The following is a 23,125-nucleotide window of genomic DNA, read 5'->3' on the forward strand; positions in this document are numbered from 1 at the left end:
TGCCGTTGACGCGCCGCCTCCTCGCCGTTCTCGTTGTCGCCTTCGCCTGGTTCAGCATCACCGATGCGGCCCGCGCCCAGTCGATCATCCGCGACACGGAAATCGAATCGATCATCCGCGACTGGTCCGACCCGGTGCTCGACGCCATGGGACTGGTCCCGGACGATGTGACCATCCTGCTGATCAACGATCCCAGCATCAATGCCTTTGCCACGCGCGGCCAGATCATGGGTCTGCACACCGGCCTGATCCTTGAGGCCGAGACCCCGCTGGAACTGCTGGGCGTGATTGCGCACGAGGGCGGGCACATCAAGGGCCGCCACGTCCAGCGCGACGGTGCCCAGAACGCAGGCATGCAGCCCTTTCTGGTCAGCATGGCGCTGGGGGCGCTCGCGGTCGCGGCCGGTGCACCCGATGCCGGTGCCGTGCTGATGGCCAGCTCGCCCTGGTTCGGCACCATCGGCGCGCTGCAATATCTTCAGAGCCAGGAAGGCGAGGCCGACCTCATGGGCGCGCGTGCGCTCAACGATGCAGGGCTCTCCGCGCGCGGCCTGCTGCGCTTCTTCGAGCGGTTCCGCTTTCAGGAAGTGTTCTCCGACCAGCGCCGCTTCCCCTACTTCCGCTCGCACCCGCTGTCGGATCGCCGCATCGAGAACCTGCGCCGCCCCGTTGAGCGCATGTCGAACTACAACCAGCCCGAAAATCCCCAGTGGGTTGCCGAGCTTGCCCTGATCCACGCCAAGATCCGGGCGTTCCTCGAGCCGCCGAACCAGACCTTCCGCACCTATCGCTCCACCGACCAGAGCCTGCCCGCGCGCTATGCCCGTGCCATTGCCTGGTATCGCGACGGCCAGACCGAACGCGCCCTGAGCGCCATCGACGAGCTTATCGCCGAGGATGAGGACAACCCCTACTTCTGGGAGCTGCGCGGCCAGGTGCTGTTCGAGGCGGGCCGCGCCGCAGAGGCCGTTCCCGCCCACGCCCGTTCGGTCGAGCTGATGAACGATGCGCCGCTGCTGCGCATCAACCATGCCCATGCGCTGCTTCAGTCCTCCGATCCCGCCGATATCGAACTGGCCCTGTCCGAGCTGCGCTGGGCCAGCGTCGAGGAGCCGCAGAACCCGCTCGCGTGGCGTCTGATGGCCGATGCCTATGGCGTTCTCGGCGACGAGGGCCGCGCCCGACTGGCCTCGGCCGAGCTGGCCTATTCGACCGGCCAGATGCGTCAGGCCCGCGACTTTGCCCTGCGCGCGCGCGACCGTCTTGATCGCGGCTCGCCCGAGTGGGTGCGCGCCATGGACATCGCCATGCAGGGCGGCGTGACCGACGAGGACTTTCAGTCGCTCGACCGTCGCGCACGCAATCTTGCCCCCGCTCACAACCACTAAGACCCGACCGCATGACCAGCGAAACGCCGACCGATCCCGCTCGCACGCCCTGGCACGCGCAGATGCTGCGGCCCGAGTGGATCGCACTGTTTGTTGCCGTCATCGCGCTCGGCTTCTCCCTGGCGTCGTACACAGTCGGGTTCGATGCGCGCGTGCGAAACTATCTGCTGAGCAACCCCACCATCCTTCAAGAGATGGTCTCGCGGGCCCAGGCTGCCGAGCAGGCCAGTGACTCGGCCGCCATTCAGGCCAATCTCGACAACGACCCGGCCCTGCTTCGGATCGACCCGCGCGATCCGGCCTTCGGTCCTGCCGATGCGCGCGTCACCGTGGTGGAGTATTTCGATTACCGCTGCCCCGGCTGCAAGGCGATCGCCGAGCCCATGCTGGCCCTGATCGAGGCGAACCCGGACGTGCGCTTCGTTTTTCGCGAATGGCCCATTCTGGACCGGGGCGATGATGTGACCTCGCACACCGCCGCCTATGCCGCCCTCGCCGCCCATCAGCAGGGCCGCTACCTGCAAGTCCACCGCGCCCTGATGGAAGCACGCGCGCTCGATCAGGACTCCATCACACGCATTCTGGAGGACAACGGCGTGGACATCGAACGGGCCGTGGCCTTCATCGAGAGCGCTGGCGTGCGCGACCATGTGGCGGACGTGGGCGCGGTCGCTCAGGGCAAGGGGCTGATCGGCACGCCGTCGTTCATCGTCAACGGCCGCTATGTCGAGGACTTCCGGCCCGAGAGCCTTCAGGCCGCCATCGACGCGGCGCGCGCCGGAACCCGTTAGTCCTCAGACGCTCATGCGGATGCGGCCATCGGCCAGAATGGTCCAGTAGGGATTGTGCGCCACTTCCCAGGCGTGCCCGTCGGGATCGGCGAAATAGCCTGAATAGCCGCCCCATTCAGCCCTGCATGGCGCCTTGAGCGGCTGCGCACCGGCGGCCAGCGCACGGACGAACAGCGCATCCACTTCGGCCTCGGAGCCAAGGTTGTGAGCCAGGGCCACGGCACCCGTGCCCTCGCAAGGGCGCTTCATGTCCTCGGCCAGTGCCTCACGATTGAACAGGGCCAGGACCACGCCCGACAGGTCGATGAAGGCCGTGGTGTCGTTTTCGAAGGCAACAGTCCAGCCCAGCCCCCGGTAGAAACCCAGCGCCCGCTCAAGATCGCTCACCCCGAGGGTGATGAGAGAGACGCGCGGCTCCATCAGATAAGCCCTGCCAGAGGGCTCGACGGGTCGGCATAGAGGCGCTTTTTCATGCGCCCGGCCAGGTAAGCATCACGCCCGGCCATGACCGCGTGTTTCATGGCGCGCGCCATGCGCACCGGATCGCGGGCCTCGGCAATGGCGGTGTTCATCAGCACGCCGTCACAGCCCAGCTCCATGGCGATGGCCGCGTCCGAGGCCGTACCGACACCGGCATCGACCAGCACGGGCACGCGCGACTGCTCGACGATCAGGCGGATGTTCACGGGGTTCTGGATGCCCAGCCCCGATCCGATCGGCGCGCCCAGCGGCATGATGGCGACGGCGCCTGCATCCTCCAGCTTGCGCGCATAGACCGGATCATCAGTGCAATAGACCATCACATCGAAGCCCTCGGCCACCAGCAGTTTCAGCGCTTCCAGCGTCGCTTCCATGTCGGGGAAAAGGGTCTTGGGATCGGAGAGCACCTCCAGCTTGACCAGCGACCAGCCTCCGGCTTCGCGCGCCAGTCGCAAGGTGCGCACCGCCTCGTCTCCGGTAAAGCAGCCGGCGGTATTGGGCAGATAGGTGAAGCGCTCAGGCGACAGATAGTCCACCAGCATGGGCTGGCCCGGATCGGTCAGGTTCACGCGGCGCACGGCCACGGTGACGATCTCGGCACCCGAGGCCTCGGCCGCCGCCGCGTTCTCGGCATAGTCGCGGTACTTGCCCGTGCCCACGATCAGGCGCGAGTGAAAGGTGCGACCGGCGACGGTCCATGTGTCCGGCTGGTCGGTGCTTGAAGGGGAAGGGTTTGTCATGGCGCGTTTGTATCGGCAGCCCGTTCGCTATGAAAGCCCGTGCGCTGTGACAGCGCATGCATCCGCGCTAGGATCGCGGCCTCAGGACGATAACGGAGAGACCCGGTGACAGATCATACGAACGCTGCCCCCGCACCCATCCGCCGCGCCGCTATGGCTGCGGCACTGCCCCTGATGCTCATGGCCGCACCGGTTCAGGCCCAGAGCGGGCCGGTCGATGAATACTGGGCGAGGCTTCAGGCACTGTGTGGTCAGGCGTTCGAGGGCACCTTGCTTCAGGCGCCCGCCGGCGACACCAGCTTCGAGGGCCAGCGCCTGGTCATGCATGTGCGCAGTTGCGAGGAAAACCGCATCCGCATTCCCTTCGTCGTCGGCGATGACCTGTCGCGCACCTGGGTGCTGACGCGCGAGGGCGACCGGATCGAGCTGCGTCACGACCACCGCCATCAGGACGGCTCGGAGGACGAGGTGACTCAATACGGCGGCTTCACGCCCAATCCCGGATCAGCCCACACCCAGATCTTTCCGGCCGACCGGCAGACCTTCGAGACGATCCCGAACGCCTTTCCCAATGTGTGGCTGATGTCGGTGGAACCGGGCGAGCGTTTCACCTATGCCGTCTGGCGGCTGGGCACGGAGCGGGCCTATCGGGTCTCGTTCGATCTGAGCCGCAGCGTCGAGGCCCCGCCCGCGCCGTGGGGCTGGGAGGACTGAGCGGGATCAGGCATCCGACAGCTTCGGCGCACGGATCAGCAGGGCCTGGCCGAGCAGCACGAGGGCCAGTCCTGCAAACGCGCCAATGCCAAAGCGCGCGTCCTCGAACAGCACCGACACCACCATGGCGACCGGCGGCGTCAGGGCCGAGATGTAGGAGGCCAGCGCATAGCCCGAAGATCGTGCCAGCTTGAAATAGAGCAGGAAGGCGACCACCGATCCCAGCAGCGACAGGTGCGCAAGCGACAGGGCATAGGACCAGCTCGCCTCATAGGTCCAGGCCACACCTGTCACCAGGCCATAGATCACCAGAAGGCCCGTGCCATACGCCATGGCCCATGCGGTCGCCTGAATGACAGGCGTGCCAAGCACCTGCCCTCGCCACGCATAGAGGTTGCCGATGGCGGCCCCCAGCACCGCGATGACGGCAAAGATGAGCCCGGTGAGAGCGCGCGGGTCCAGCTCGGCGCGAACCAGTTCCGAAGCGAACAGCACGGCCACGCCCGCCATGCCCAGCATGGCGCCGCCCCAGGCCCAGCCCGAAGCCTTCTGTCCCGCCACCACGCGGAAGGCGATCAGATTGACGAAGGCCAGCGCGGCAAAGATCACGGCGACCACCGCAGAGGCGATACGCTCCTCGGCCCAATAGACGAACGCATAGTCGATGGCGAAGACGAACAGCCCCTGGCCCAGCGCGGCCAGATGCTGGGCGCGCGTAAGCTTCAGCGAGCGACCGGTGAGCAGGCAGAAAGCGAACAGGATCGCGGCGGCGATGCCGAACCGGTAAGAGATCGAGGCGATGGGATCGACCGTGCCCAGTTGCAGGGTGATGGCATACCAGGTCGTGCCCCAGATCAGGGCGCAGATCAGCACCGAGGCTATGGCAAGCGTGCGCGCACGCGGTCTGTAAAGCGATCGAAACGGTGCCAAGGCCACTCTCCGGGTATGGGCCGCTCCCTAGCATCGCGCGCCTCTTTCGTCCCATCACGGATTGCAGCAGAGTGTGAGACCCTCGCACCTCTCCAGCCCTGCCGGGAGCCCGCCTTGAAAGGCAATCTGATCAAGCGCTCGCTTCTGGTGGTGGGCCACCCGACCTCTGTGGCACTGGAGCCCGAGTTCTGGGCGGTGCTCGACGCGGTCTGTGCCGCCCGCGGGCTGACGCTGAGCCAACTCGTCTCGCAGATCGACGAGAGCCGCGCCGGGCGCCCTCTCACCTCTGCCTGCCGGGTGTTCGCGCTCAAGGCGTGCGCCGACCAGCGGGGCTCCTGAATTGCAGATGGCCGGACCTCGCGGCCCGGCCATCGCTTGAGCAAGATATACTGCAATCCGCCTACTGCTGCGGCGTCGCCTCCGGCACCGGCTGCGGCGCGGGCGCCGGGTCCGGATTGGGCACCGAGGGCAGGTCCGGGGTCGGAACCTCGGGCAGCTGAATCTCGGGCAGTTCGACCGTGATCTCGGTCTCGCGAGGCTGATTGTTTGACCACAGGATGTAGCCGATCACGATCACGGCTACGATCAGGCCGCCCACCAGCAGCGCCAGCCAGGCATTGCCGCCGCCACCGCCATTGCTGCTGTTCTGCGGCGGGGGATTGTTGGGCGGCGGGCTGTGCGGCGGAGGCACATTGGGATCGGTATGGGTCACGTCGCTATCCCTCCTGACAGGGCTCAGTTACCGCTGGGCGCGGGCACCGAGGGCGCGTCCGGCACGCTGACATCGATGTTCACATCCTGGGTGTCGTTCGGCACGTTGCCGCCCGCGAACAGGAACCAGGCGATCACGATCACGACCACGACGAGGCCACCGACCAGCAGGGCCAGACCGGTGTTGCCACCCTTGTTTCCTTCAGCCATTTCATTTCCCTCCGGCATGAATGATGGCGTGAGAACGACAGCCAGCGTCTGCGGTTCCCAAGCGCGCCGCGCGTGCCCATGTTAAGGCTGTGAGCGAATCACCGCCTTGCCACCCGATTTTTCCGCGTAAGCCTTGTCCGATCAGCCTATCCCTGCCGCCATGCCCCCTGCCCCGCCGTCCGGGGGCGCGCCTGCCTATCTGAATGGTCTGAACCTGGAGCAAAGCGATGCCGTGCTCAGCACCGATGGCCCCGTTCTCGTGCTCGCCGGGGCCGGAACCGGCAAGACGCGCGTGCTGACGACGCGGCTGGCTCACATTCTGGCCACGGGCCGGGCCAGGCCATGGGAAGTGCTGGCCGTCACCTTCACCAACAAGGCCGCGCGAGAAATGCGCGAGCGGGCGACGCACATCATCGGACCGGGGGCCGAAGGTCTGCGCTGGCTGGGCACCTTCCACGCCATTGCTGCCAACATCCTGCGCCGCCACGCCGAGCTGGTGGGACTGCGCTCGACCTACACCATCCTCGACACCGACGATCAGGAGCGCCTGCTCAAACAGGTGCTTGAGGCCGCCAATGTCGACACCAAGCGCTTCACACCGCGCTCGCTCGCCACGCTGGTCGATCACTGGAAGAACCGGGGCTGGACACCGCAGAAGCTTCCTGCATCCGAGGACTTCGCCAATGGCAGGGCGCGCGATCTCTTCAGCGCCTACCAGGAGCGGCTGAAAGCCCTGAATGCGTGCGATTTCGGCGACCTGCTGCTGCACAACCTGACGATCTTCACCGGCCATGACGACGTTCTGGGCGAGTATCAGCGCCGCTTTCGCTACATGCTGGTGGACGAGTATCAGGACACCAACGTCGCCCAGTATCTGTGGCTGCGCCTGCTCGCAGGCGGGACCAGCGCGAACATCTGCTGCGTGGGCGATGACGACCAGTCGATCTATGGCTGGCGGGGCGCGGAGGTGGACAACATCCTGCGCTTCGAGCGCGACTTCCCCGGCGCGCGCGTGATCCGCCTGGAGCGCAACTACCGCTCGACCTCGCACATACTGGGCGCGGCGTCCGGCCTGATCGCCGCCAATCGCGCGCGGCTGGGCAAGACGCTCTGGACCGAGGCGGAAGGCGGCGAGAAGGTGCAGGTGCGCGGTGTCTGGGACGGCGAGGCCGAGGCGCGCCTCATCGCCGAGGAGATCGAACAGGCCCGTCGTGCCGGGCTGCGCTATGCCGACATGGCCGTGCTGGTGCGCGCCTCGTTCCAGATGCGGGCATTCGAGGAGCGTTTCGTTCTGACGGCCGTGCCGTACGCCGTGGTGGGCGGGCCGCGCTTCTTCGAGCGCGCCGAAATCCGCGATGCCCACGCCTATCTGCGACTGATCCAATCTGACGACGACGATCTGGCCTTTGAGCGCATCGTCAACGTGCCCAAGCGCGGGGTCGGAGACACCTCCGTCCAGCGTATCCTGTCGCTCGCCCGCCATCAGGGTGTATCGGCCATGGCAGCGGTGCGCGAGCTGCTCACCTCGGACGAGCTTCAGGCCCGCACGCGCACGGCTCTGTCCGCCTTCGTGCGCGACATCGACCGCTGGCGCGCCGGCCTCGACAGCTCAAGCCTCAGCGCCCTGACCGAAACCGTGCTCGAGGAAAGCGGCTACACGGACATGCAGCGTGCGGACAAGGCCACCGGACCTGCCCGCCTCGACAACCTCAAGGAGCTGGTGCAGTCCATGCAGGCATTCGACAGCCTGCAGTCCTATCTCGAGCACGTCTCGCTGGTCATGGAGCTTGATCGCGGCGCGGGCGAGGACGCGGTGCAGGTCATGACCCTGCACGCCGCCAAGGGGCTGGAGTTCCCGCTGGTGTTCCTGCCCGGCTGGGAGGAAGGCGTCTTTCCGTCCCAGCGCTCCATAGACGAGAAAGGCGAGAAAGGCCTCGAGGAAGAGCGGCGCCTTGCCTATGTCGGCGTCACGCGTGCGCGCCGCTTTGCCCGCATCAGCTTTGCGGCCAACAGGCAGGTCTATGGCCGCTGGACCAGCCAGCTTCCATCGCGTTTCGTGGACGAACTGCCGCCTGCGCACATCGAGACACGCTCGGACACCGGCTATTACGACGGGGCCGCGCCCGGCTTCGCCATGCCCGCATCACGCTGGGAAGACAGCCGTTTCGGCGGCGGCTACAGCTCTCCGGGCTGGCAGCGCGCGCAGCGCTTCTCGCGCCAGCAACCGGCCATCGAGGCGCGCGCAACCGCAGTCAGCCGCCCCGCACCCCAGGCCTCGCAGCCATGGGCGATCGGCGAGCGGGTCTTTCATCAGAAGTTCGGCTATGGCGCCATTGTCAGCATTGACGCCAACAAGCTGATCGTGGCCTTCGACAAGGCCGGCGAGAAAAAGGTCATCGACACCTTCGTCGAAAAGGCGGGTTGAGAGCCCCCGCCCACTTAAAGGGCAGCCTGGATCACACCTGCTTCAACGCCGCCAGCCGACCAGGATTCTTGGCAAGATGTGCTCTCGACTTCTTGTAGTAACCGAGAATGTCTTTCCGAAGCCACGAGCTGAGGTCGGACTGATTCTCAACCAGTGCCATGAACACGGCCATCGCAAAGCCCCAGCTTGACGGTGACATATAGCCACCGCCGGACACTCGCCAGCCTTGGCCGAAGGCATCCCCGTGCTGGGTTAGGCTAGGAGAGGCATTAGCGCCGAAAACACCAAAGCCCGCATAGGCCACACACAGGTCGGTAACCAGCTCCATGTCCTCACCAAGCTCGTTATGATGCGGGGCCAGGAGATAATGGGACAATTCGTGGGCGAAGGTCGCAATCAGCTGTTTCGGACTGGAAGTCAGGCTCGGCTCATAGGTGATTATGGCTTGGCCATTTTCGATGCTGAATGTCCCTAAGGGGACACCTTCGTTCACGAGAAAGAGAAATTCATCGACCCTGGCGCTGCCTGGTCTCGATGGCTGTGGACGCAGCACCACTGGGAACTCGCTCATTCCCATGCTTTCTTTCACGCAAGAAAAAAGATGCGAGGCCAGTTCGTGTCCACGCTTTGGCCCCGGCGGAAAGAACTCAGCCGTGGGAAGCACTAGGGGTGTATCCGTTGGCGGACCAAGCTTCTCAATCAGGTATTCCCAGGTCGCCCAGTGCCAGTCCTCGATATCCCTGTCGATGACCCTATTCTCACCTAAACCAAACACGGCTGCCCCTCCCCCACACCTCACGCGTTGGCGGCGTGAAATCCAAACCAATCCTTAAGGCGCGGGGGGCGATTTTCGCACCCTCATGCGAACGTATCGCTCCGGCCCTGCCCTGCCTGCCCTGCACTCTGCCCCGGCAGCGTGGGAGACGGCAATGGCGGCCTTCATCGTCATCATGCTCACCGGTGCGCTGGTCGGACCCATCTTCGCGCCCACCCAGGAAGAAACGCCCATCCTGCGCATGATCTGGCCTCCGATCTATGCGCTGGTGCTTGTTCTGGCCGCGCGCCGGTTCAGGGAAATGGTGCGCCTGTGGCCGGCGGCGCTCGTCATGCTGGTGCTGCTGGGCTTCGCCTTTGCCTCGCGCTGGTGGTCCATAGACCCCGAGACCACGGGCAGGCGCACCATCGCACTGGGCATCACCATGTTGTTCGGGCTCTATCTGGCCGCAGGCTGGCCGGGTGTGAGACTCGCGCGGCTTCTGGTCATCGCAGGCGTCGTCATGGCGATCGGCAGCCTGATCATGATCGCGGCCTTTCCGGCCTATGGCATACACTCGGACGTCAATGCCGGGCTGTGGCGCGGGCTTTGGTACGAAAAAAATCAGATGGGCCTGGTCATGGTCGCGGTGGCCATCGCCGCCATGGCAATTCTGGCGGCGCAGGAGCCCTCGCCGGGGCCGGTGCGCTGGCTGGCCATAGGGCTTCTGCCTGTGTCAAGCGCCCTGATACTGGCCACCCAGTCCAAGACCTCTCTGCTGTGCCTCGCCCTTGGCATCGGCCTGATCATCGGCTTCTGGATGTTGCGGAAGATGGGACCGGCTCTAGCCGTCGTGGGCGTCTGGATCGGGGTCAGCCTTGGTGCGCTGGGCCTGCTCATGCTGTTCACCGAGGCCGAGATCATCCTGGCCCTGCTGGGCAAGGATCCCACCCTGACCGGGCGCACCGACATCTGGGAAGCATTGATGCGTCAGGTCGATGCCCGGCCCATGACGGGCTATGGCTATGCGGCTTTCTGGGGGCTCGACTCGGTGCCCGCGCGCTTCATCCGTCACGAGACCGGCTGGCTGGTGCCCTCGGCGCACAACGGCTGGCTGGAGGTGCTGGTGCAGATCGGCTGGCCGGGCACCATCGCTGTGGGGATCGCCGTGGTTCTCGCCGGCCTTGCCACCATGGTGCGCCTGCCCGGCAGTGGTGCGCGCGAGGGCTTCTGGGGCGCGGCCTATCTGGCCGTGTTCTTCCTGCTCAGCCTGTCCGAGAGCGTGCTGATGCTGCACCACAATCTGAGCTGGGTTCTGTTCATCGCCATTCTGGCCCGTGGCTTCGCACCCACCGCCGCCACTCAGAGCGCACCTGCACACAATCACAGCCACAGACTGCCCACAGGCTTGCACCCCGGACGGGCCAGCCCTACCAAGCCGATCCGCGAATCGCATCAGTATCGGCGCCATGGGCAATCCTTCCGACCTTCCCCTGTTCGACACCCCCGCTGAGCCCTCGCCCGCCAGTGAGCTGAAGCCCCAGGCCCTTCAGCCTGCGCCCCGGAGCGAGAGCGTGTCCGTGCCCACTGCGGCGACGCCCTCGGGCTATTCGGCTTCGTCCATCGAGGTGCTTGAAGGGCTGGAGCCGGTTCGCAAGCGTCCGGGGATGTATATCGGCGGCACGGACGAGCGCGCCCTGCATCACCTGTTCGCCGAGGTGCTCGACAACGCCATGGACGAGGCCGTCGCCGGCCACGCCAAGGTGATCCACGTCAGCCTTGATGCCGAGGGCTTTCTGACCGTGCGCGACGACGGGCGCGGCATTCCCGTGGACCCGCACCCGCGCCATCCGGGCAAGTCGGCGCTGGAAGTGGTCATGACCGTGCTGCACTCGGGCGGCAAGTTCTCGGGCAAGGCCTATCAGACCTCGGGCGGCCTGCACGGCGTCGGCGTCAGCGTGGTCAATGCCCTGTCCGATCATCTGGACGTGCGCGTCTGGCGCGATGGCCATGAATGGCGACAGTCGTTCTCGCGCGGCCATGCCCAGGCGCCGATCGAGAAGCTCGGTCCGTCGAGAAAGCGCGGCACCGAGATCCGCTTTCATCCCGATGCGCAGATTTTCGGCGAGGGTGCCCAGTTCCGCCCTTCTCGCCTGTTCCGCATGGCGCGCTCTAAAGCCTATCTGTTCAGCGGGGTCGAAATCCGCTGGAGCTGCGCGCCCGATCTGATCCATGACGCGACGCCCGCCGAGGCGGTTTTCCACTTCCCCAACGGTCTGGCAGACTTTCTGGCCGAGCGCGTGGGCAGCCAGGTCACGGTCACGCCCCAGCCCTTTGCCGGGCGCATCGAGCGCAAGGGCGAGGCCGGTGCCGTCGAGTGGGCCGTAACGTGGAGCCCGGCGGGCTTTGGCGGTGACGCCGACAGTTTCATCCAGTCCTATTGCAACACGGTTCCCACCCCCGATGGCGGTACCCACGAGGCGGGCTTTCGCGCCGCTCTGGTCAAGGGCCTCAAGGCCTATGCCGAAATGGTGGGCGAGAAGCGCGGCGGCCTGATCACCGCCGAGGATGTGCTGGCACAGGCCGGTGCGCTCATCTCGGTGTTTATCCGCAACCCCGAGTTTCAGGGTCAGACCAAGGATCGCCTCTCCAGCAGCGAGGCACAGAGACTGGTCGAAGGTGCCCTGCGCGATCCCTTCGACCACTGGCTGACCGAGAGCCCGCGCAACGCCGCCGCTCTGCTCAATCTGATCATCGAGCGCGCGGAAGAGCGCCTGAAACGGCGCAAGGACAAGCAGGTCGCCCGCGCCGCCGCGACCCGCAAGCTGCGCCTGCCGGGCAAGCTGTCGGACTGCTCGCGCCAGGAAGCCGACGGCACCGAACTGTTCATCGTCGAGGGCGACTCGGCAGGGGGATCGGCCAAACAGGCGCGCGACAGGACCACCCAGGCCATCCTGCCCCTGCGCGGCAAGATCCTGAACATCGCCTCGGCCTCCAGCGACAAGCTGCGCGCCAATCAGGAGCTGTCGGACCTGATGCTGGCGCTGGGTGTTCAGGCCGCGCCGCGCTTCAACCTCGACGATCTGCGCTATGAGCGCGTGATCATCATGACCGACGCCGATGTGGATGGCGCGCACATCGCCGCCTTGCTGATCACCTTCTTCTATCGCGCCATGCCCGATCTGATCCGCTCGGGCAGGCTGTTCCTCGCCCTGCCGCCGCTCTATCGCCTGACCTCGGGGGCGCTCAGCGCCTATGCCAAGGACGATGCGCACCGCGACGAGCTGATGGCCGGGCCGTTCAAGGGCAAGAAGGTCGAGATCGGACGCTTCAAGGGCCTGGGCGAAATGATGGCGGCCCAACTGAAAGAAACCACCATGGATCCGTCGCGCCGCACGCTGGCGCGCGTCACCCTGCCCGAGAGCGAGGAGGACATCGAGGATCTGGTCGAGCGTCTCATGGGCCGCAAGCCCGAGGCGCGCTTCCGCTTCATTCAGGACAATGCCGCCTTCGCGCGCGAGATGGTCGACATCTGAGCAGGGCCTGCGGCCTTGCGGCGTGCCTGCGCCATGACCATCTGCCTGCCGAAGGGGATACGCTCATGACCATTGCCGCCAAGGCCTATGCCGCCCACGCCAGTGACAAGCCCCTGGCGCCCTACAGCTTCACGCGGCGCTCTCCGGGGCCCGGCGACGTGGTCATCGACATCCACTATTGCGGCGTATGCCACTCGGACCTTCACATCGCCCGCAACGACCTCGGTCGCACGCGCTATCCTCTGGTGCCCGGCCACGAGATCACGGGCGTGGTTCGCGCCGTCGGCGACAGCGTGAGCCGGTTCAGGCCGGGCGATCGCGTCGGCGTCGGCTGCATGGTGGACAGCTGCCGCCACTGTTCGGAGTGCGACGCGGGCCTGGAGCAATATTGCGAGGCCATGGTCCAGACCTACGGCTCGCCCGATGCGCACGCAGAGCAGAGCGGCGAGGCGATCACCCAGGGCGGCTATTCCAGCGTGATCACCGTCGATCAGGATTTCGTGCTCGGCATTCCTGACTCCCTACCCCTCGATGCGGCGGCGCCCCTGCTGTGCGCAGGCATCACCACCTGGTCACCGCTGGTCGAATGGGGCGTGGGCAAGGGCGACAAGGTGGCGGTGATCGGACTGGGCGGGCTGGGCCACATGGCGGTCAAGCTGGCCGCTGCCCTCGGTGCGGAAGTGACGGTGATCTCGACATCCGACCGCAAGAAGGCCGATGCCCTGGCCATGGGTGCCAGCGACTTTCTGATTTCGCGCGAGCGTGAAGCCATGGCGCGGGCCCAGGGGCGCTTTGACCTCATCATCAATACGGTCTCGGCCCCGACCGAGCTGGGCGCCCATGTGAATCTGCTGGCGCGAGACGGCACCATGGTCATGCTGGGCCTGACGACCGAAGCCATGCCGGTAATGGCTCTGCCGCTGCTGTTCCGCCGCCGCCGCATCGCGGGCAGCCTGATCGGCGGCATCTCAGAGACCCAGGCCATGCTGGATTTCTGCGGCCAGCACGACATCGTCTGCGACATCGAGACGATCACACCCGACCAGATCAACGACGCGTATGCGCGCATGGAGCGCAGTGACGTGCGCTATCGCTTCGTCATCGACATGAAGGCGCTGGCGGCCTGATCAGAACGGCCACCAGCTGCGCTGGCGCGCGTAGGACATGGTGCCGACACTGGCCCCCAGCCTCAGGCCCACGCCCGTGCGGATCGGGGCCAGTATGATGCCGTCGGCCTGCTGATAGTTCACGCCCAGACCGCCTACCAGATAGGCGGAGCCCTCTACGCCCGGATAGCGGCGATACAGCATGTCGGGGTGATAGAGGCCATAGACCAGGGTGAAGACGCGGCTGGCGTTGCCGCCCACATCCCAGCCGATGGACGCGCCCTGCCAGAACACTTCCTGACTGGCGGACAGATCCTTCATGTGCAGGGCGCCGCGGCCATAACGCAGGCCGACCGTGAACGCACCCGCCCCCTCCTCGCCCGCGATATAGGCCGTGGGCGCATCGCCCTGATCGGCGAAGATGCGCTCGATGGCACCGCCGATGGCCTCGGCGGCCACGCCCAGCTCGCGCGAGCCTGCAGCGATCAGCTCGTCAGAGGTGTAGGTGCGGGTCTGGGTGTCGCTCTGGATCGGATAGTTCGGGGCCGAGTTGACCGCACATCCGGCGGTGCCTGCGGTGCCCGCGGCAGCCAGCCCCGAGAGAATGAGTTGGCGACGATGCATGGACAGCTCCTGAGTTCTGGCACCGGGCAAGGGGCCGAATCGATGACCTGCCCGATTGTGCCACAATCGAAGCCTCTCATTGGGGCCTTGCTGGGGCCAAGAGATTAACGGCCCGCACATTTCGGTGATGGATTTCAGCCCGGTCGCATGGCTCAGAACGCGATGACCGCCTTCAGGCTCAGCCCGTGGTTGTCGGAGGATCGCCCGAACTGCCCCGAGTAGCCAGCCCGCAACGCCACGCCGCGCCCGTTGGTGATCTCGGCGTTGAGGCCCAGCTCGCCCATGGTCCTGTCGCTCTGATACCAGGTCTCGAACAGACCCGCGCTGGCAGGTGCGCCCTCGAAGCGGCCCATCAGGCTGGTGTCGTGGCCTTCGACCAGATGGCTGACGCCGAGGCGGCCCGAGAGACGAACGCGGCCCTCATCGTGGCCCAGTTCGGTGCCGATCTCGACGCTGGGGCGCACGCGCCAGAACGTCTCGTCACGCGCCTCGATATCGAGATTGAGCGGGCCTGCGCCGCGCTCCTCGAAGGCGTCGATGCTGACGAAGGTCCCGCTGACCTCCACGCCCGGACGCCACCATGCGCGCGCATCGCCAAAGGTGCGAGAGGTGCGCACCCCGACGGCGACAAGATCGGCCTGCTGCTGGCCGCGGGCCAGAGCGGGCGCAGGCACGGTGATCAGGCGCTCGGTGTCGGTCTCGGTGCGGCCCAGAGACACGGTGAACGCCGTGTCGATCGGCCCGCCCACATACTTCAGCACCCCGCCCAGCATATGGCGGCGGGTCTCCATGCTGACGTTGTCGCCAAAGCTCTGGCGGCTGCGCTCGAAGGCGATGGCCGAACCCAGGCGCCAGCCGCCGCCGACCCCGCGCTCCAGACCGCCGGCCAGCAGAACCGTGTCTTCTTCCTGCGAGAGCCGCTCGAACGTCGCGTCCGCACTGCCGCTGCGGGCATCGTAACGCACCCAGGCGCAGGCGTTCTCCTGCCCCGGATAGACGTGACCGGCCTCCGCCGAACAACTGAACATCGCATCGTCGAAGCGCTGCTGCGCCTCCACCGTGCGCACAACCTCGGCCAGATAGGGCTGGGGCGTGAACTGGTCGTAGGCAGCCGCCACCATGTCCCGCTCCGGCATCCAGAACAGCGCCTCGATCAGCGGATCAAAGGCCGGGTTGCCGCCCGCGAGCTGAATGGCATTGATGTGATTGCCGGTGGAGGTCTGGTTGCGGTTGAGGCCGTTGACGGCGAAATCCACCTCATAGTCGAGGTTGAGCGTATTGGCATCGGGCTGGGCCAGCACGAAGCCCGCCACCGCGCTGCGCGGTGCCGTCAGCCTCAGGTCATTGCGCGTGAGGCCATCGCTCGCCGTCATGAGGGTGACCGAATGGCTGCCCGGCAGGATGCGCCCGACGTTGCGCACTTCCAGCATCACGCGACCGCCCACCTCGGCGCTGCCGGTGATGTTCAGGCGATCGGCCTCGTTGCCCGCCAGGGTGCGCGCGAAATCGAGGTCGGACAGGAAGGTGCCCGTTCCGCTCTGGACGTAGTTGCCGACCATCTGGGTGATGCGCAGCGTGGCCGAGCCGCCCGGCGCAAAGATGCCGTGGTTCAGCAGCAGGTTGCCCGCGCCGACATGGATCAGATCACCGCTGAGGACGCGACCGGAGACCTGGTTGACGATCTCGTTGAGCCCGCCGCCCAGATCGATGCTGCCGACCAGAGTGCCCGCGTTGCGCACGATGTCCGAACCCACGCCGCCCTGGATGGCCATGCCGTCGATGCCGTCACGCGTGGTGATGAGACCGCCGTTGACGACCGTGTTGCGCCCGCCATCGAGAATGCGGACGCCTGCACCGCCCACGCCGCCGACAATCTGTCCCGCCGTCAGTTCCACCCGGCTGTCGCCATTGCCGCCAAAGCCGACGCTCTGAACGATCACGCCGTCGGCTTCACCGTCCACGACCACATTGCCGTTGATGGTGACATTGACATCGCCCCCACGGCCCTGTCCGCCCGCGCTCTGGGCGAGGATGCCGTGGGCGCCATAGCCCTGGGTCCAGATGGTGCCGGTCTGGTTGACGCTCACGCCTGCTGCCGAGCCGTTGCCCCCGACACTGCCCAGGAAGCCGGTGATGCTGCCCAGAATGGGCAGATCGTTGCCCGTGCTGCCCATCATGCCGCCGCCGCCGCCGACCGACTGGGCGAAGATGCCGATGGCCGCATCACCGCGCGTGATGATGTTTCCGCTGTTGGTGATGCTGACCGCGCCGCCGTCTCCTCCGTTGCCGCCTGGGCGCAGGAAGGCGAGATTGATGCCCATGTTGACACCGGGGATGCTCACCGGTCCGGCACTGACGGGATTGGCCAGGGCCCGGTCGACATTGCCGGCCATGCCACCGCCCCCGCCGATGCTCTGGGCAAAAATGCCGAACGATCCGTGAGCCTCGGTGACGATGGTGCCGCTGTTGGCGATCACGACGGCACCGCCGTTGCCCGCCGCGCCGCCCTCGCCGCCGATGCCGATCGTGCCTGTGGCTCCGACCACGCCGCGCCCGCCCACACCGCCGCCGCCGCCGATGCTCTGGGCAAAGATGCCCGCAGAGTTCACGCCTTCGGTGCCGATATCGCCGCTGTTGGTGATGTCGACCCGCGCACCGTCACCGCTGGCACCACCCGAGCCGCCGACCGCGACCTGGATGCTGCGCCAGATCGGCACCTGGCCCACGGGCACGAAGCCCAGTTCCACCGGAACGTCCAGCAATCCGCCGGATCCGATCACGCCGTTGCCACCCGTACCGCCGCCGCCGCCGATGCTCTGGGCAAAGATGCCGTTAGCGTCGGCCCCGCGCGTGACGATCAGTCCGCTGTTGGTGATGCTGACGGCCTCGCCGTTGCCGCCCGCGCCGCCCTGGCCGCCAACCGTGGCGCTGAGGTTCAGGTTGCGCGAGGAATTGTCGACGCTGCACACCACGGGCAGGCCGCAGGCCGCACCGAAGATGACCGAGATGTTGTTGGCATTGCCGCCGTTGCCGCCGCCGCCGCCGATGCTCTGGGCAAAGATGCCGTGGGCACCATGGCCCAGCGTCATGACGCCGCCGACATTCTCGATCTCGATCTGGCCGGCGTGGTTTCCGCTGCCCCCGGCACCGCCCACCGAGACAGACATATTGACCGTGCGGGTCTTGGTCTGGCTCTCGTCCACGCTCGATACGCCCAGCACGCCCGAGAAGCTGCCGCCACCGTTGCCGCCGCCGCCGCCGATGCTCTGGGCAAAGATGCCGTAGCTCTCGGTGCCCTCGGTATAGAGATCGGCCCAGTTGGAAACACCGACAAGTCCGCCGAGCCCGCCCGTGCCGCCCTCGCCGCCCACGGCCACGCCGATGTTCACATTGGCATCCGTGCCGCTGAGCCCCAGGGCCGCGCCGATGGCATAGCCGCCGTTGCCGCCGCCGCCGCCGATGCTCTGGGCGAGGATGGCCGTCGAATGGGCGCCAAAGGTGCCGATGACGCCGCGATTGGTCACGCTCACCTCGCCGCCGTGGCCGCCGATCCCGCCAAAACCGCCCATGGTGAAGTTGAGCTGCTTGGAATCGCCGCCGACAAAGCTGCCCGAGAAGGCCAGCCCGCCGTTGCCGCCGCCGCCGCCGATGCTCTGGGCAAAGATGCCACTGCTGAACATGCCATCGGTGCGGATCAGGGCGTTGTTGGTGATCGACACCAGACCCGCATCACCGCCATCGCCGCCGAAACCTCCCAGCGCGAAGCCGAGCTGGCGCGCGCCGGTGCCCGGGCTCAGAACACCCGTGACGGCAATGCCTCCCGTGCCACCGCCGCCGCCGATGCTCTGGGCAAGGATCCCAGAAGCGTTGTCGCCCTTGGTGTAGAGCTGCAGATCGTTCAGCACCGTCACGCGGCGGCCATCGCCACCATCGCCGCCGAAGCCGCCCAGCGTCACGCCCACATTGGTGGAATCCTGATTGAAGGCGAGCCCCGCGGTAAAGGCAAAGCCACCATCACCGCCGCCGCCGCCGATGCTCTGGGCCATGATGGCATTGGCGCCGTGGCCCTCGGTGAGGATCGCATCGTCCTGGCCGTCAGTGGCGCGCACGATGACATTGACTATCCCGCCATCGCCGCCGGTGTCGCCGAAACCCCCCACCGTCAGGCCAACGGTGCCCTGGCCGTCGAAATTGGTGCTGACCGAACCGGCGAAGCCGCCCGAGCCGCCGCCACCGCCCACGCTCTGAGCCATGATGCCGTGCGCGCCGTCACCCTTGGTCAGGATGCTCGCCGCATGATCGACGCCCACTGAACCAGCGCTGCCACCCTGTCCGCCAAAGCCGCCCAGCGTGCCGGACAGGGAGCCACCGCGTACCGACAGCGTGCCCGAAAGGGCAAAGCCGCCGTTGCCGCCGCCGCCGCCGATGCTCTGGGCCACCAGGGCCGAGGCCCGCAGGCCCTCGGTGTAGAGGTGTCCGGTATTGATCACGTCGACGATGCCGCTGATGCCGCCGACATTGCCCGCGCCGCCGACACCAAAGGCGAAAGCGTTCTGGTTGGCACCCGAAGCACTGACAGTGAAACCGCCGTTGCCGCCGCCGCCGCCGATGCTCTGGGCGATCAGCGCCGTGCTGAAATCGCCGTGGGTAAAGACATTGGCGGCGTTGGCGAGGGTGACGAGACCGCCCGTTCCACCCTGACCACCGATACCGCCCAGAGTGAGAGAGACATTGCCCGTCTGCCCGCCGCCCGCAGCCAGTGCGCCTGAAAAGGCACCATTGCCGCCGCCGCCGCCGATGCTCTGGGCCAGGACACCATAAGAAGCTGCGCCGAGGGTCAGAATCTGGCCATCGGTGCTGACGCTCACGCTGCCGCCGGTGCCGCCGGTGCCGCCAAAGCCCCCCACACTCCCGGAGATCGCCGACTGTCCGCTCGCCCCTGCCAGGGTGAGGGCAAAGCCGCCGTCACCGCCGCCGCCGCCGATGCTCTGGGCCAGCACGCCGTGCGAGACGGCCCCGCTGGTGGTGATGAAGCCGGAGTGGTTGACGCTCACGGCACCGGCGTTTCCGCCCGCGTCGCCAAAGCCGCCGAGCGAGAAGCTGGCCGCCACGCCTGGACCGGTCAGGGTCGCCGCGCCTGCAATGCCGCCGGTGCCGCCGCCGCCGCCGATGCTCTGGGCCACGATGGCGTGAGAGCCTGCGCCTTCGGTCCAGATGTCCCCTTCAAGACTGACGCTCACATTGCGGCCGATACCGCCACTGCCGCTGTCGCCTCCGAGGCTGACCCCGATGCCGCCGTTGCCCACCGAGAAATTGCCCGCAAGGCTCATGCCGCCGTCACCGCCGCCACCGCCGATGCTCTGGGCCAGAATGCCGAAAGCCTTGTCTCCGCGCGTCCAGATGCTGCCTTCGTGGCTGACTTCGACCGTGCCGCCCTCGCTGCCCGCACCACCGTCACCGCCAAGACCGACGTTCAGGGCCGCCTTGCTGGCACCCACCAGATTGAGCGAGGCACCCCCCGTGCCGCCGCCGCCGCCAATGCTCTGGGCCACGATGGCGTGCGAGCCCGCGCCCAAGGTTTCAAGATCGCCCAGGGCGGTCAGGGTGACATTGCCTGCCGAGCCACCATTGCTGCCTGCACCGCCAAGGGTCAGGCCGAGCGCGCCCATGCCGCCGGCCAGTGCACCGGCCAGACCGCCGTTACCGCCGCCGCCGCCCAGGCTCTGGGCGATGAGGGCGAAGGACTGATCGCCCTGGGTCAGCACGTTGCCCGTGCTGGACAGCGTGACAGTGCCCGCCGTGGTGCCACCGCCACCAGAGCCACCGATGCCGATGCTGAGCCCCACGCCCGTGCTGAGCGCACCCGAGATGGCCATGCCCCCGTTGCCACCGCCGCCGCCGATGCTCTGGGCCATCATGCCGTGGGAGAATGCGCCCGAGGTGAAGACCGAGCCCTCGTTGATCAGGCTGACCACGCCACCGGCACCGCCCGCAGCGCCAGAGCCGCCGATTGTCAGGGCACCGCCCCAGCTGCCGCCCACGGAGCCCGCCACGGAGAAACCGCCGTTGCCGCCGCCGCCGCCGATGGACTGGGCAAAGATGCCGGTCGAGTGATCGCCGAGGGTCAGGACATGAGCCCAAGAACGAACCGTCACGCTGCCTGCGCTGCCGCCGCCGCCGCCAGACCCGCCGACCGAGGCCGTCAGGGCCACCTGGTCGGAGGCCGCCACGGCAACCGAGAATCCGCCGTTGCCGCCGCCGCCACCGATGCTCTGGGCGAATATGCCGCGCGCGTTGTCGCCTTCGGTCAGCACGAAGCCCTTGTACATGACATTGACGTTGCCGCCCCAGCCACCGAGACCGCCCGAGCCGCCGAGCGCGACAGCGGCCGCAAAGCTCGGCCCGATGGCCGCAGAGGCCGCATAGCCGCCGTTACCCCCGCCCCCGCCGATGGACTGGGCGATGATGCCGTCCGAGCGGTCCCCGCGCGTGTAGATGCTTGCGTCTGCCAGGGTCTGGTCCGTGCCGCGGTTGACCCAGACATTGCCCGCACTGCCGCCATTGCCGCCCGAGCCGCCGATGGCGGCACTGGCAAAGACTCCGCCTGCGACAGCACTGCCCCCGTTGCCGCCGCCGCCGCCGATGGACTGGACCATCAGACCCGCAGAATTGACGCTCTCGGTCTGAATGAAGCCGAAGTTCGCGCCCTCCGCGCCCAGCGAGAAGCCGCCGCTGCCGCCTGCACCGCCGATGGCTGCGACGCCGCCTGCATTGCCGCCGTTGCCGCCGCCGCCGCCGATGGACTGCACCAGCAGGCCGTGCGCATTGGCACCGGACGTCAGGATGGTTCCGAAGTTCTGGCCCAGCGCGAAATTGGCGTTGCCGCCGCCGCCGCCGCGACCGCCGATGCTAACAAGGCCAGAACCCGTGCCGCCGTCACCGCCGCCGCCGCCGATGGACTGGACCAGTATGCCGCCGGCACCGCTGCCCGTCGTGACGATCATACCATCGTTGAAGACCTCGATGCGACCGCCGCTGCCGCCGACACCACCCGTCGAGCCCAGCCCCACCAGGCCCGATCCACTGCCGCCCCAGCCGCCGCCGCCGCCAACGGACTGGGCGATGATGCCGTAGGAGCCGGTGCCGGATGTGTCGATCCGGCCCTCGTTGAACACGATGATTGTGCCGCCGCTACCCGCGCCTGCACCGCCGCCGCCATAGGCGAACAGGCCCGAGCCGCTGCCGCCCGAGCCGCCGTATCCGCCGACGCTGAGCGCCGCGATACCCGCTGCCGCCGTGCCGGAGGTGGTAATCGAACCCCGGCTGAGGATGTTGACGGAACCGCCATTGGACGTGCCTGCCCCATCGCCGCCGCTGCCGACGATACCGCTGCCCGAGCCGCCGCTGCCACCGGCACCGCCGATGCTGTGCCCGAAGATGCCCTGGGAGCTGTTTCCGGCGGTAATGATCGTGCCGTCATGGGTGATGTTGACGCTGCCGCCAGCGCCGCCGCCGCCGCCATTGCCGCCCTCGCCCTCTGCACCGGCCCCGTTGCCGCCATTGCCGCCGTTGCCGCCCGCGGAAAAGCCATAGATGCCGTGCGACACTTGGCCCAGGGTGCTGATGCTGCCGTTGTTGGCGATCGACAGGAAGCCGCCATCGCCGCCGCGCCCACCGTTACCGCCCTTGCCCACGATGCCCGCCCCGTTGCCGCCGCGCCCGCCGTTGCCGCCCGAGGAGGAGCCATAGATGCCATAGGCATTGCTGCCGTTGGTCTCGATCTCGCCGTCGAAGGTGATTTCTATGAAGCCACCGTTGCCACCACGACCGCCATTGCCGCCAGTGGCACTGAGGCTGCCCCCGCTGGTGCCTATGACCGAACCGTTTCCGCCGTTGCCGCCGCTGCCGCCGTTGGAACTGGCCTGAAGACCAATGGCAAAGGTGCCGTTCGTGACAATGCCGTAGGGTGATGTGTCAACATTGACGAAGGTGGAAATGCCGGTGCCGCCGCCACCGCCGCCGCCGCCGTTGCCCACGGTCGGGCTGCTGCCGGTCGAGCCCGCACCGCCGTTGGAGCTGTAGAAGACGCCGCGCGCGCCCGCAGCGGGTACGATGTTCTGTGTGATGTTGATGACGTTCAGCCCGTTGCCGCCCGTCTGCAGGACACCACCCGCCTGGTTGCCCTGACAGGTGAAGACGCCGCCCGAGAGGCTGCAAGGATCGTTCTGTGCGGCGGCGGCAGTGCCGATCATGGCCGAGCCGAGCGCGGCGGCCACCATCACGGCACGGGCGCGCTTCAGCAGGCCGTTCACGCGCTTGAGATCGGCAACCTCGAGCACGTCCCGGCCGGTCTCGACCGTCTGCGCGCCGAGCAAGGCTCGCTCCAGCCCGTCCAGCGCCATGACCAGCTCGCACCAGCCCGCACCGTCGCGATGGCGGGCATCATCGCTGAGCCCCCTGACGATTTCGGCGGTCTGAAGCGGGGTCGTCCGCCCCGAGCCCGCAATGCCGTGTGTCTCGATCCTGCGGGCCGCCGATGCGACCTGTTCGGCCAAACGGAGAAGCTGCGCGCGATCGGCACGGATGCGGCTGGACATATTCTCTCCCCCCACGGGAATATGGCTGCGACGCAAAAAAGATCGCCGCGAGAAAAACTTCAGTTTTTGATAATCACGCGCGCTGCGAGCAATCAACCGCTCGCACCTCCTGGGCGAGA

Annotated in this window: 16 protein-coding genes; 8 read left to right on the forward strand and 8 right to left on the reverse strand. The window is 67.2% G+C overall.

The window, feature by feature from the left end:
• The first annotated feature begins 5 nt into the window (after positions 1-5).
• On the forward strand, positions 6-1,388 hold the full coding sequence (locus ACK4E3_RS01450) for a M48 family metalloprotease (protein ID WP_409695290.1): 1,383 nt from the start codon (positions 6-8) through the stop codon (positions 1,386-1,388).
• Between the two features lie 11 nt (positions 1,389-1,399).
• Positions 1,400-2,179, forward strand: coding sequence for a thioredoxin domain-containing protein (locus ACK4E3_RS01455; RefSeq protein WP_409695293.1), 780 nt, complete (start codon positions 1,400-1,402; stop codon positions 2,177-2,179).
• A 3-nt stretch (positions 2,180-2,182) separates the two neighbouring features.
• On the opposite strand, the gene ACK4E3_RS01460 is transcribed toward ACK4E3_RS01455, so the two are convergent.
• Positions 2,183-2,599 carry a VOC family protein gene (locus ACK4E3_RS01460; protein WP_409695296.1) on the reverse strand — a complete coding sequence of 139 codons (417 nt, stop codon included), beginning with the start codon at positions 2,597-2,599 and terminating at the stop codon, positions 2,183-2,185.
• Positions 2,599-3,399 (reverse strand): thiazole synthase, encoded by an 801-nt coding sequence (locus ACK4E3_RS01465; RefSeq protein ID WP_409695299.1) that lies wholly within the window; start codon positions 3,397-3,399, stop codon positions 2,599-2,601. The genes ACK4E3_RS01460 and ACK4E3_RS01465 overlap by 1 nt, the downstream gene beginning before the upstream one ends.
• Before the next feature lie 105 nt (positions 3,400-3,504).
• Between ACK4E3_RS01465 and ACK4E3_RS01470 the strand changes: the two genes are divergently transcribed.
• Complete coding sequence (locus ACK4E3_RS01470) at positions 3,505-4,113, forward strand: hypothetical protein (protein WP_409695302.1); 609 nt, start codon at positions 3,505-3,507, stop codon at positions 4,111-4,113.
• 6 nt (positions 4,114-4,119) lie between these two features.
• Here ACK4E3_RS01470 and ACK4E3_RS01475 read toward each other — a convergent pair whose 3' ends face one another.
• Positions 4,120-5,043 (reverse strand): DMT family transporter, encoded by a 924-nt coding sequence (locus ACK4E3_RS01475; protein ID WP_409695304.1) that lies wholly within the window; start codon positions 5,041-5,043, stop codon positions 4,120-4,122.
• 114 nt (positions 5,044-5,157) lie between these two features.
• On the opposite strand from ACK4E3_RS01475, the gene ACK4E3_RS01480 reads away from it, so the two are divergent.
• Positions 5,158-5,382: a ribbon-helix-helix domain-containing protein gene (locus ACK4E3_RS01480; RefSeq protein WP_409695307.1), complete on the forward strand. Its 225-nt coding sequence runs from the start codon at positions 5,158-5,160 to the stop codon at positions 5,380-5,382.
• Between the two features lie 61 nt (positions 5,383-5,443).
• Here ACK4E3_RS01480 and ACK4E3_RS01485 read toward each other — a convergent pair whose 3' ends face one another.
• Together ACK4E3_RS01485 and ACK4E3_RS01490 are read right to left on the reverse strand one after the other, a co-directional pair.
• Positions 5,444-5,755 (reverse strand): hypothetical protein, encoded by a 312-nt coding sequence (locus tag ACK4E3_RS01485; protein ID WP_409695310.1) that lies wholly within the window; start codon positions 5,753-5,755, stop codon positions 5,444-5,446.
• Between the two features lie 23 nt (positions 5,756-5,778).
• Positions 5,779-5,964, reverse strand: coding sequence for a hypothetical protein (locus tag ACK4E3_RS01490; RefSeq protein WP_409695313.1), 186 nt, complete (start codon positions 5,962-5,964; stop codon positions 5,779-5,781).
• Between the two features lie 160 nt (positions 5,965-6,124).
• On the opposite strand from ACK4E3_RS01490, the gene ACK4E3_RS01495 reads away from it, so the two are divergent.
• Positions 6,125-8,389, forward strand: coding sequence for an ATP-dependent helicase (locus tag ACK4E3_RS01495; protein ID WP_409695316.1), 2,265 nt, complete (start codon positions 6,125-6,127; stop codon positions 8,387-8,389).
• Between the two features lie 31 nt (positions 8,390-8,420).
• Here ACK4E3_RS01495 and ACK4E3_RS01500 read toward each other — a convergent pair whose 3' ends face one another.
• Complete coding sequence (locus tag ACK4E3_RS01500) at positions 8,421-9,164, reverse strand: hypothetical protein (protein WP_409695319.1); 744 nt, start codon at positions 9,162-9,164, stop codon at positions 8,421-8,423.
• A gap of 154 nt (positions 9,165-9,318) precedes the next feature.
• On the opposite strand from ACK4E3_RS01500, the gene ACK4E3_RS01505 reads away from it, so the two are divergent.
• From ACK4E3_RS01505 to ACK4E3_RS01515, 3 genes are all read left to right on the forward strand, one after another.
• Complete coding sequence (locus ACK4E3_RS01505; RefSeq protein ID WP_409695322.1) at positions 9,319-10,656, forward strand: O-antigen ligase family protein; 1,338 nt, start codon at positions 9,319-9,321, stop codon at positions 10,654-10,656.
• On the forward strand, positions 10,613-12,679 hold the full coding sequence (gene parE / locus ACK4E3_RS01510) for a DNA topoisomerase IV subunit B (protein ID WP_409695325.1): 2,067 nt from the start codon (positions 10,613-10,615) through the stop codon (positions 12,677-12,679). The genes ACK4E3_RS01505 and parE overlap by 44 nt, the downstream gene beginning before the upstream one ends.
• A gap of 65 nt (positions 12,680-12,744) precedes the next feature.
• Positions 12,745-13,806, forward strand: a complete 1,062-nt coding sequence (locus ACK4E3_RS01515) for an NAD(P)-dependent alcohol dehydrogenase (protein ID WP_409695328.1) — start codon at positions 12,745-12,747, stop codon at positions 13,804-13,806.
• On the opposite strand, the gene ACK4E3_RS01520 is transcribed toward ACK4E3_RS01515, so the two are convergent.
• Both ACK4E3_RS01520 and ACK4E3_RS01525 read right to left on the reverse strand, forming a co-directional pair.
• Positions 13,807-14,409: a DUF1134 domain-containing protein gene (locus ACK4E3_RS01520; RefSeq protein WP_409695331.1), complete on the reverse strand. Its 603-nt coding sequence runs from the start codon at positions 14,407-14,409 to the stop codon at positions 13,807-13,809.
• A gap of 152 nt (positions 14,410-14,561) precedes the next feature.
• On the reverse strand, positions 14,562-23,006 hold the full coding sequence (locus ACK4E3_RS01525; RefSeq protein ID WP_409695334.1) for a hypothetical protein: 8,445 nt from the start codon (positions 23,004-23,006) through the stop codon (positions 14,562-14,564).
• Positions 23,007-23,125 lie beyond the last annotated feature (119 nt).

The sequence above is a fragment of the Brevundimonas sp. genome, from assembly GCF_046299595.1.
In the GTDB taxonomy this organism is placed as follows: domain Bacteria; phylum Pseudomonadota; class Alphaproteobacteria; order Caulobacterales; family Caulobacteraceae; genus Brevundimonas.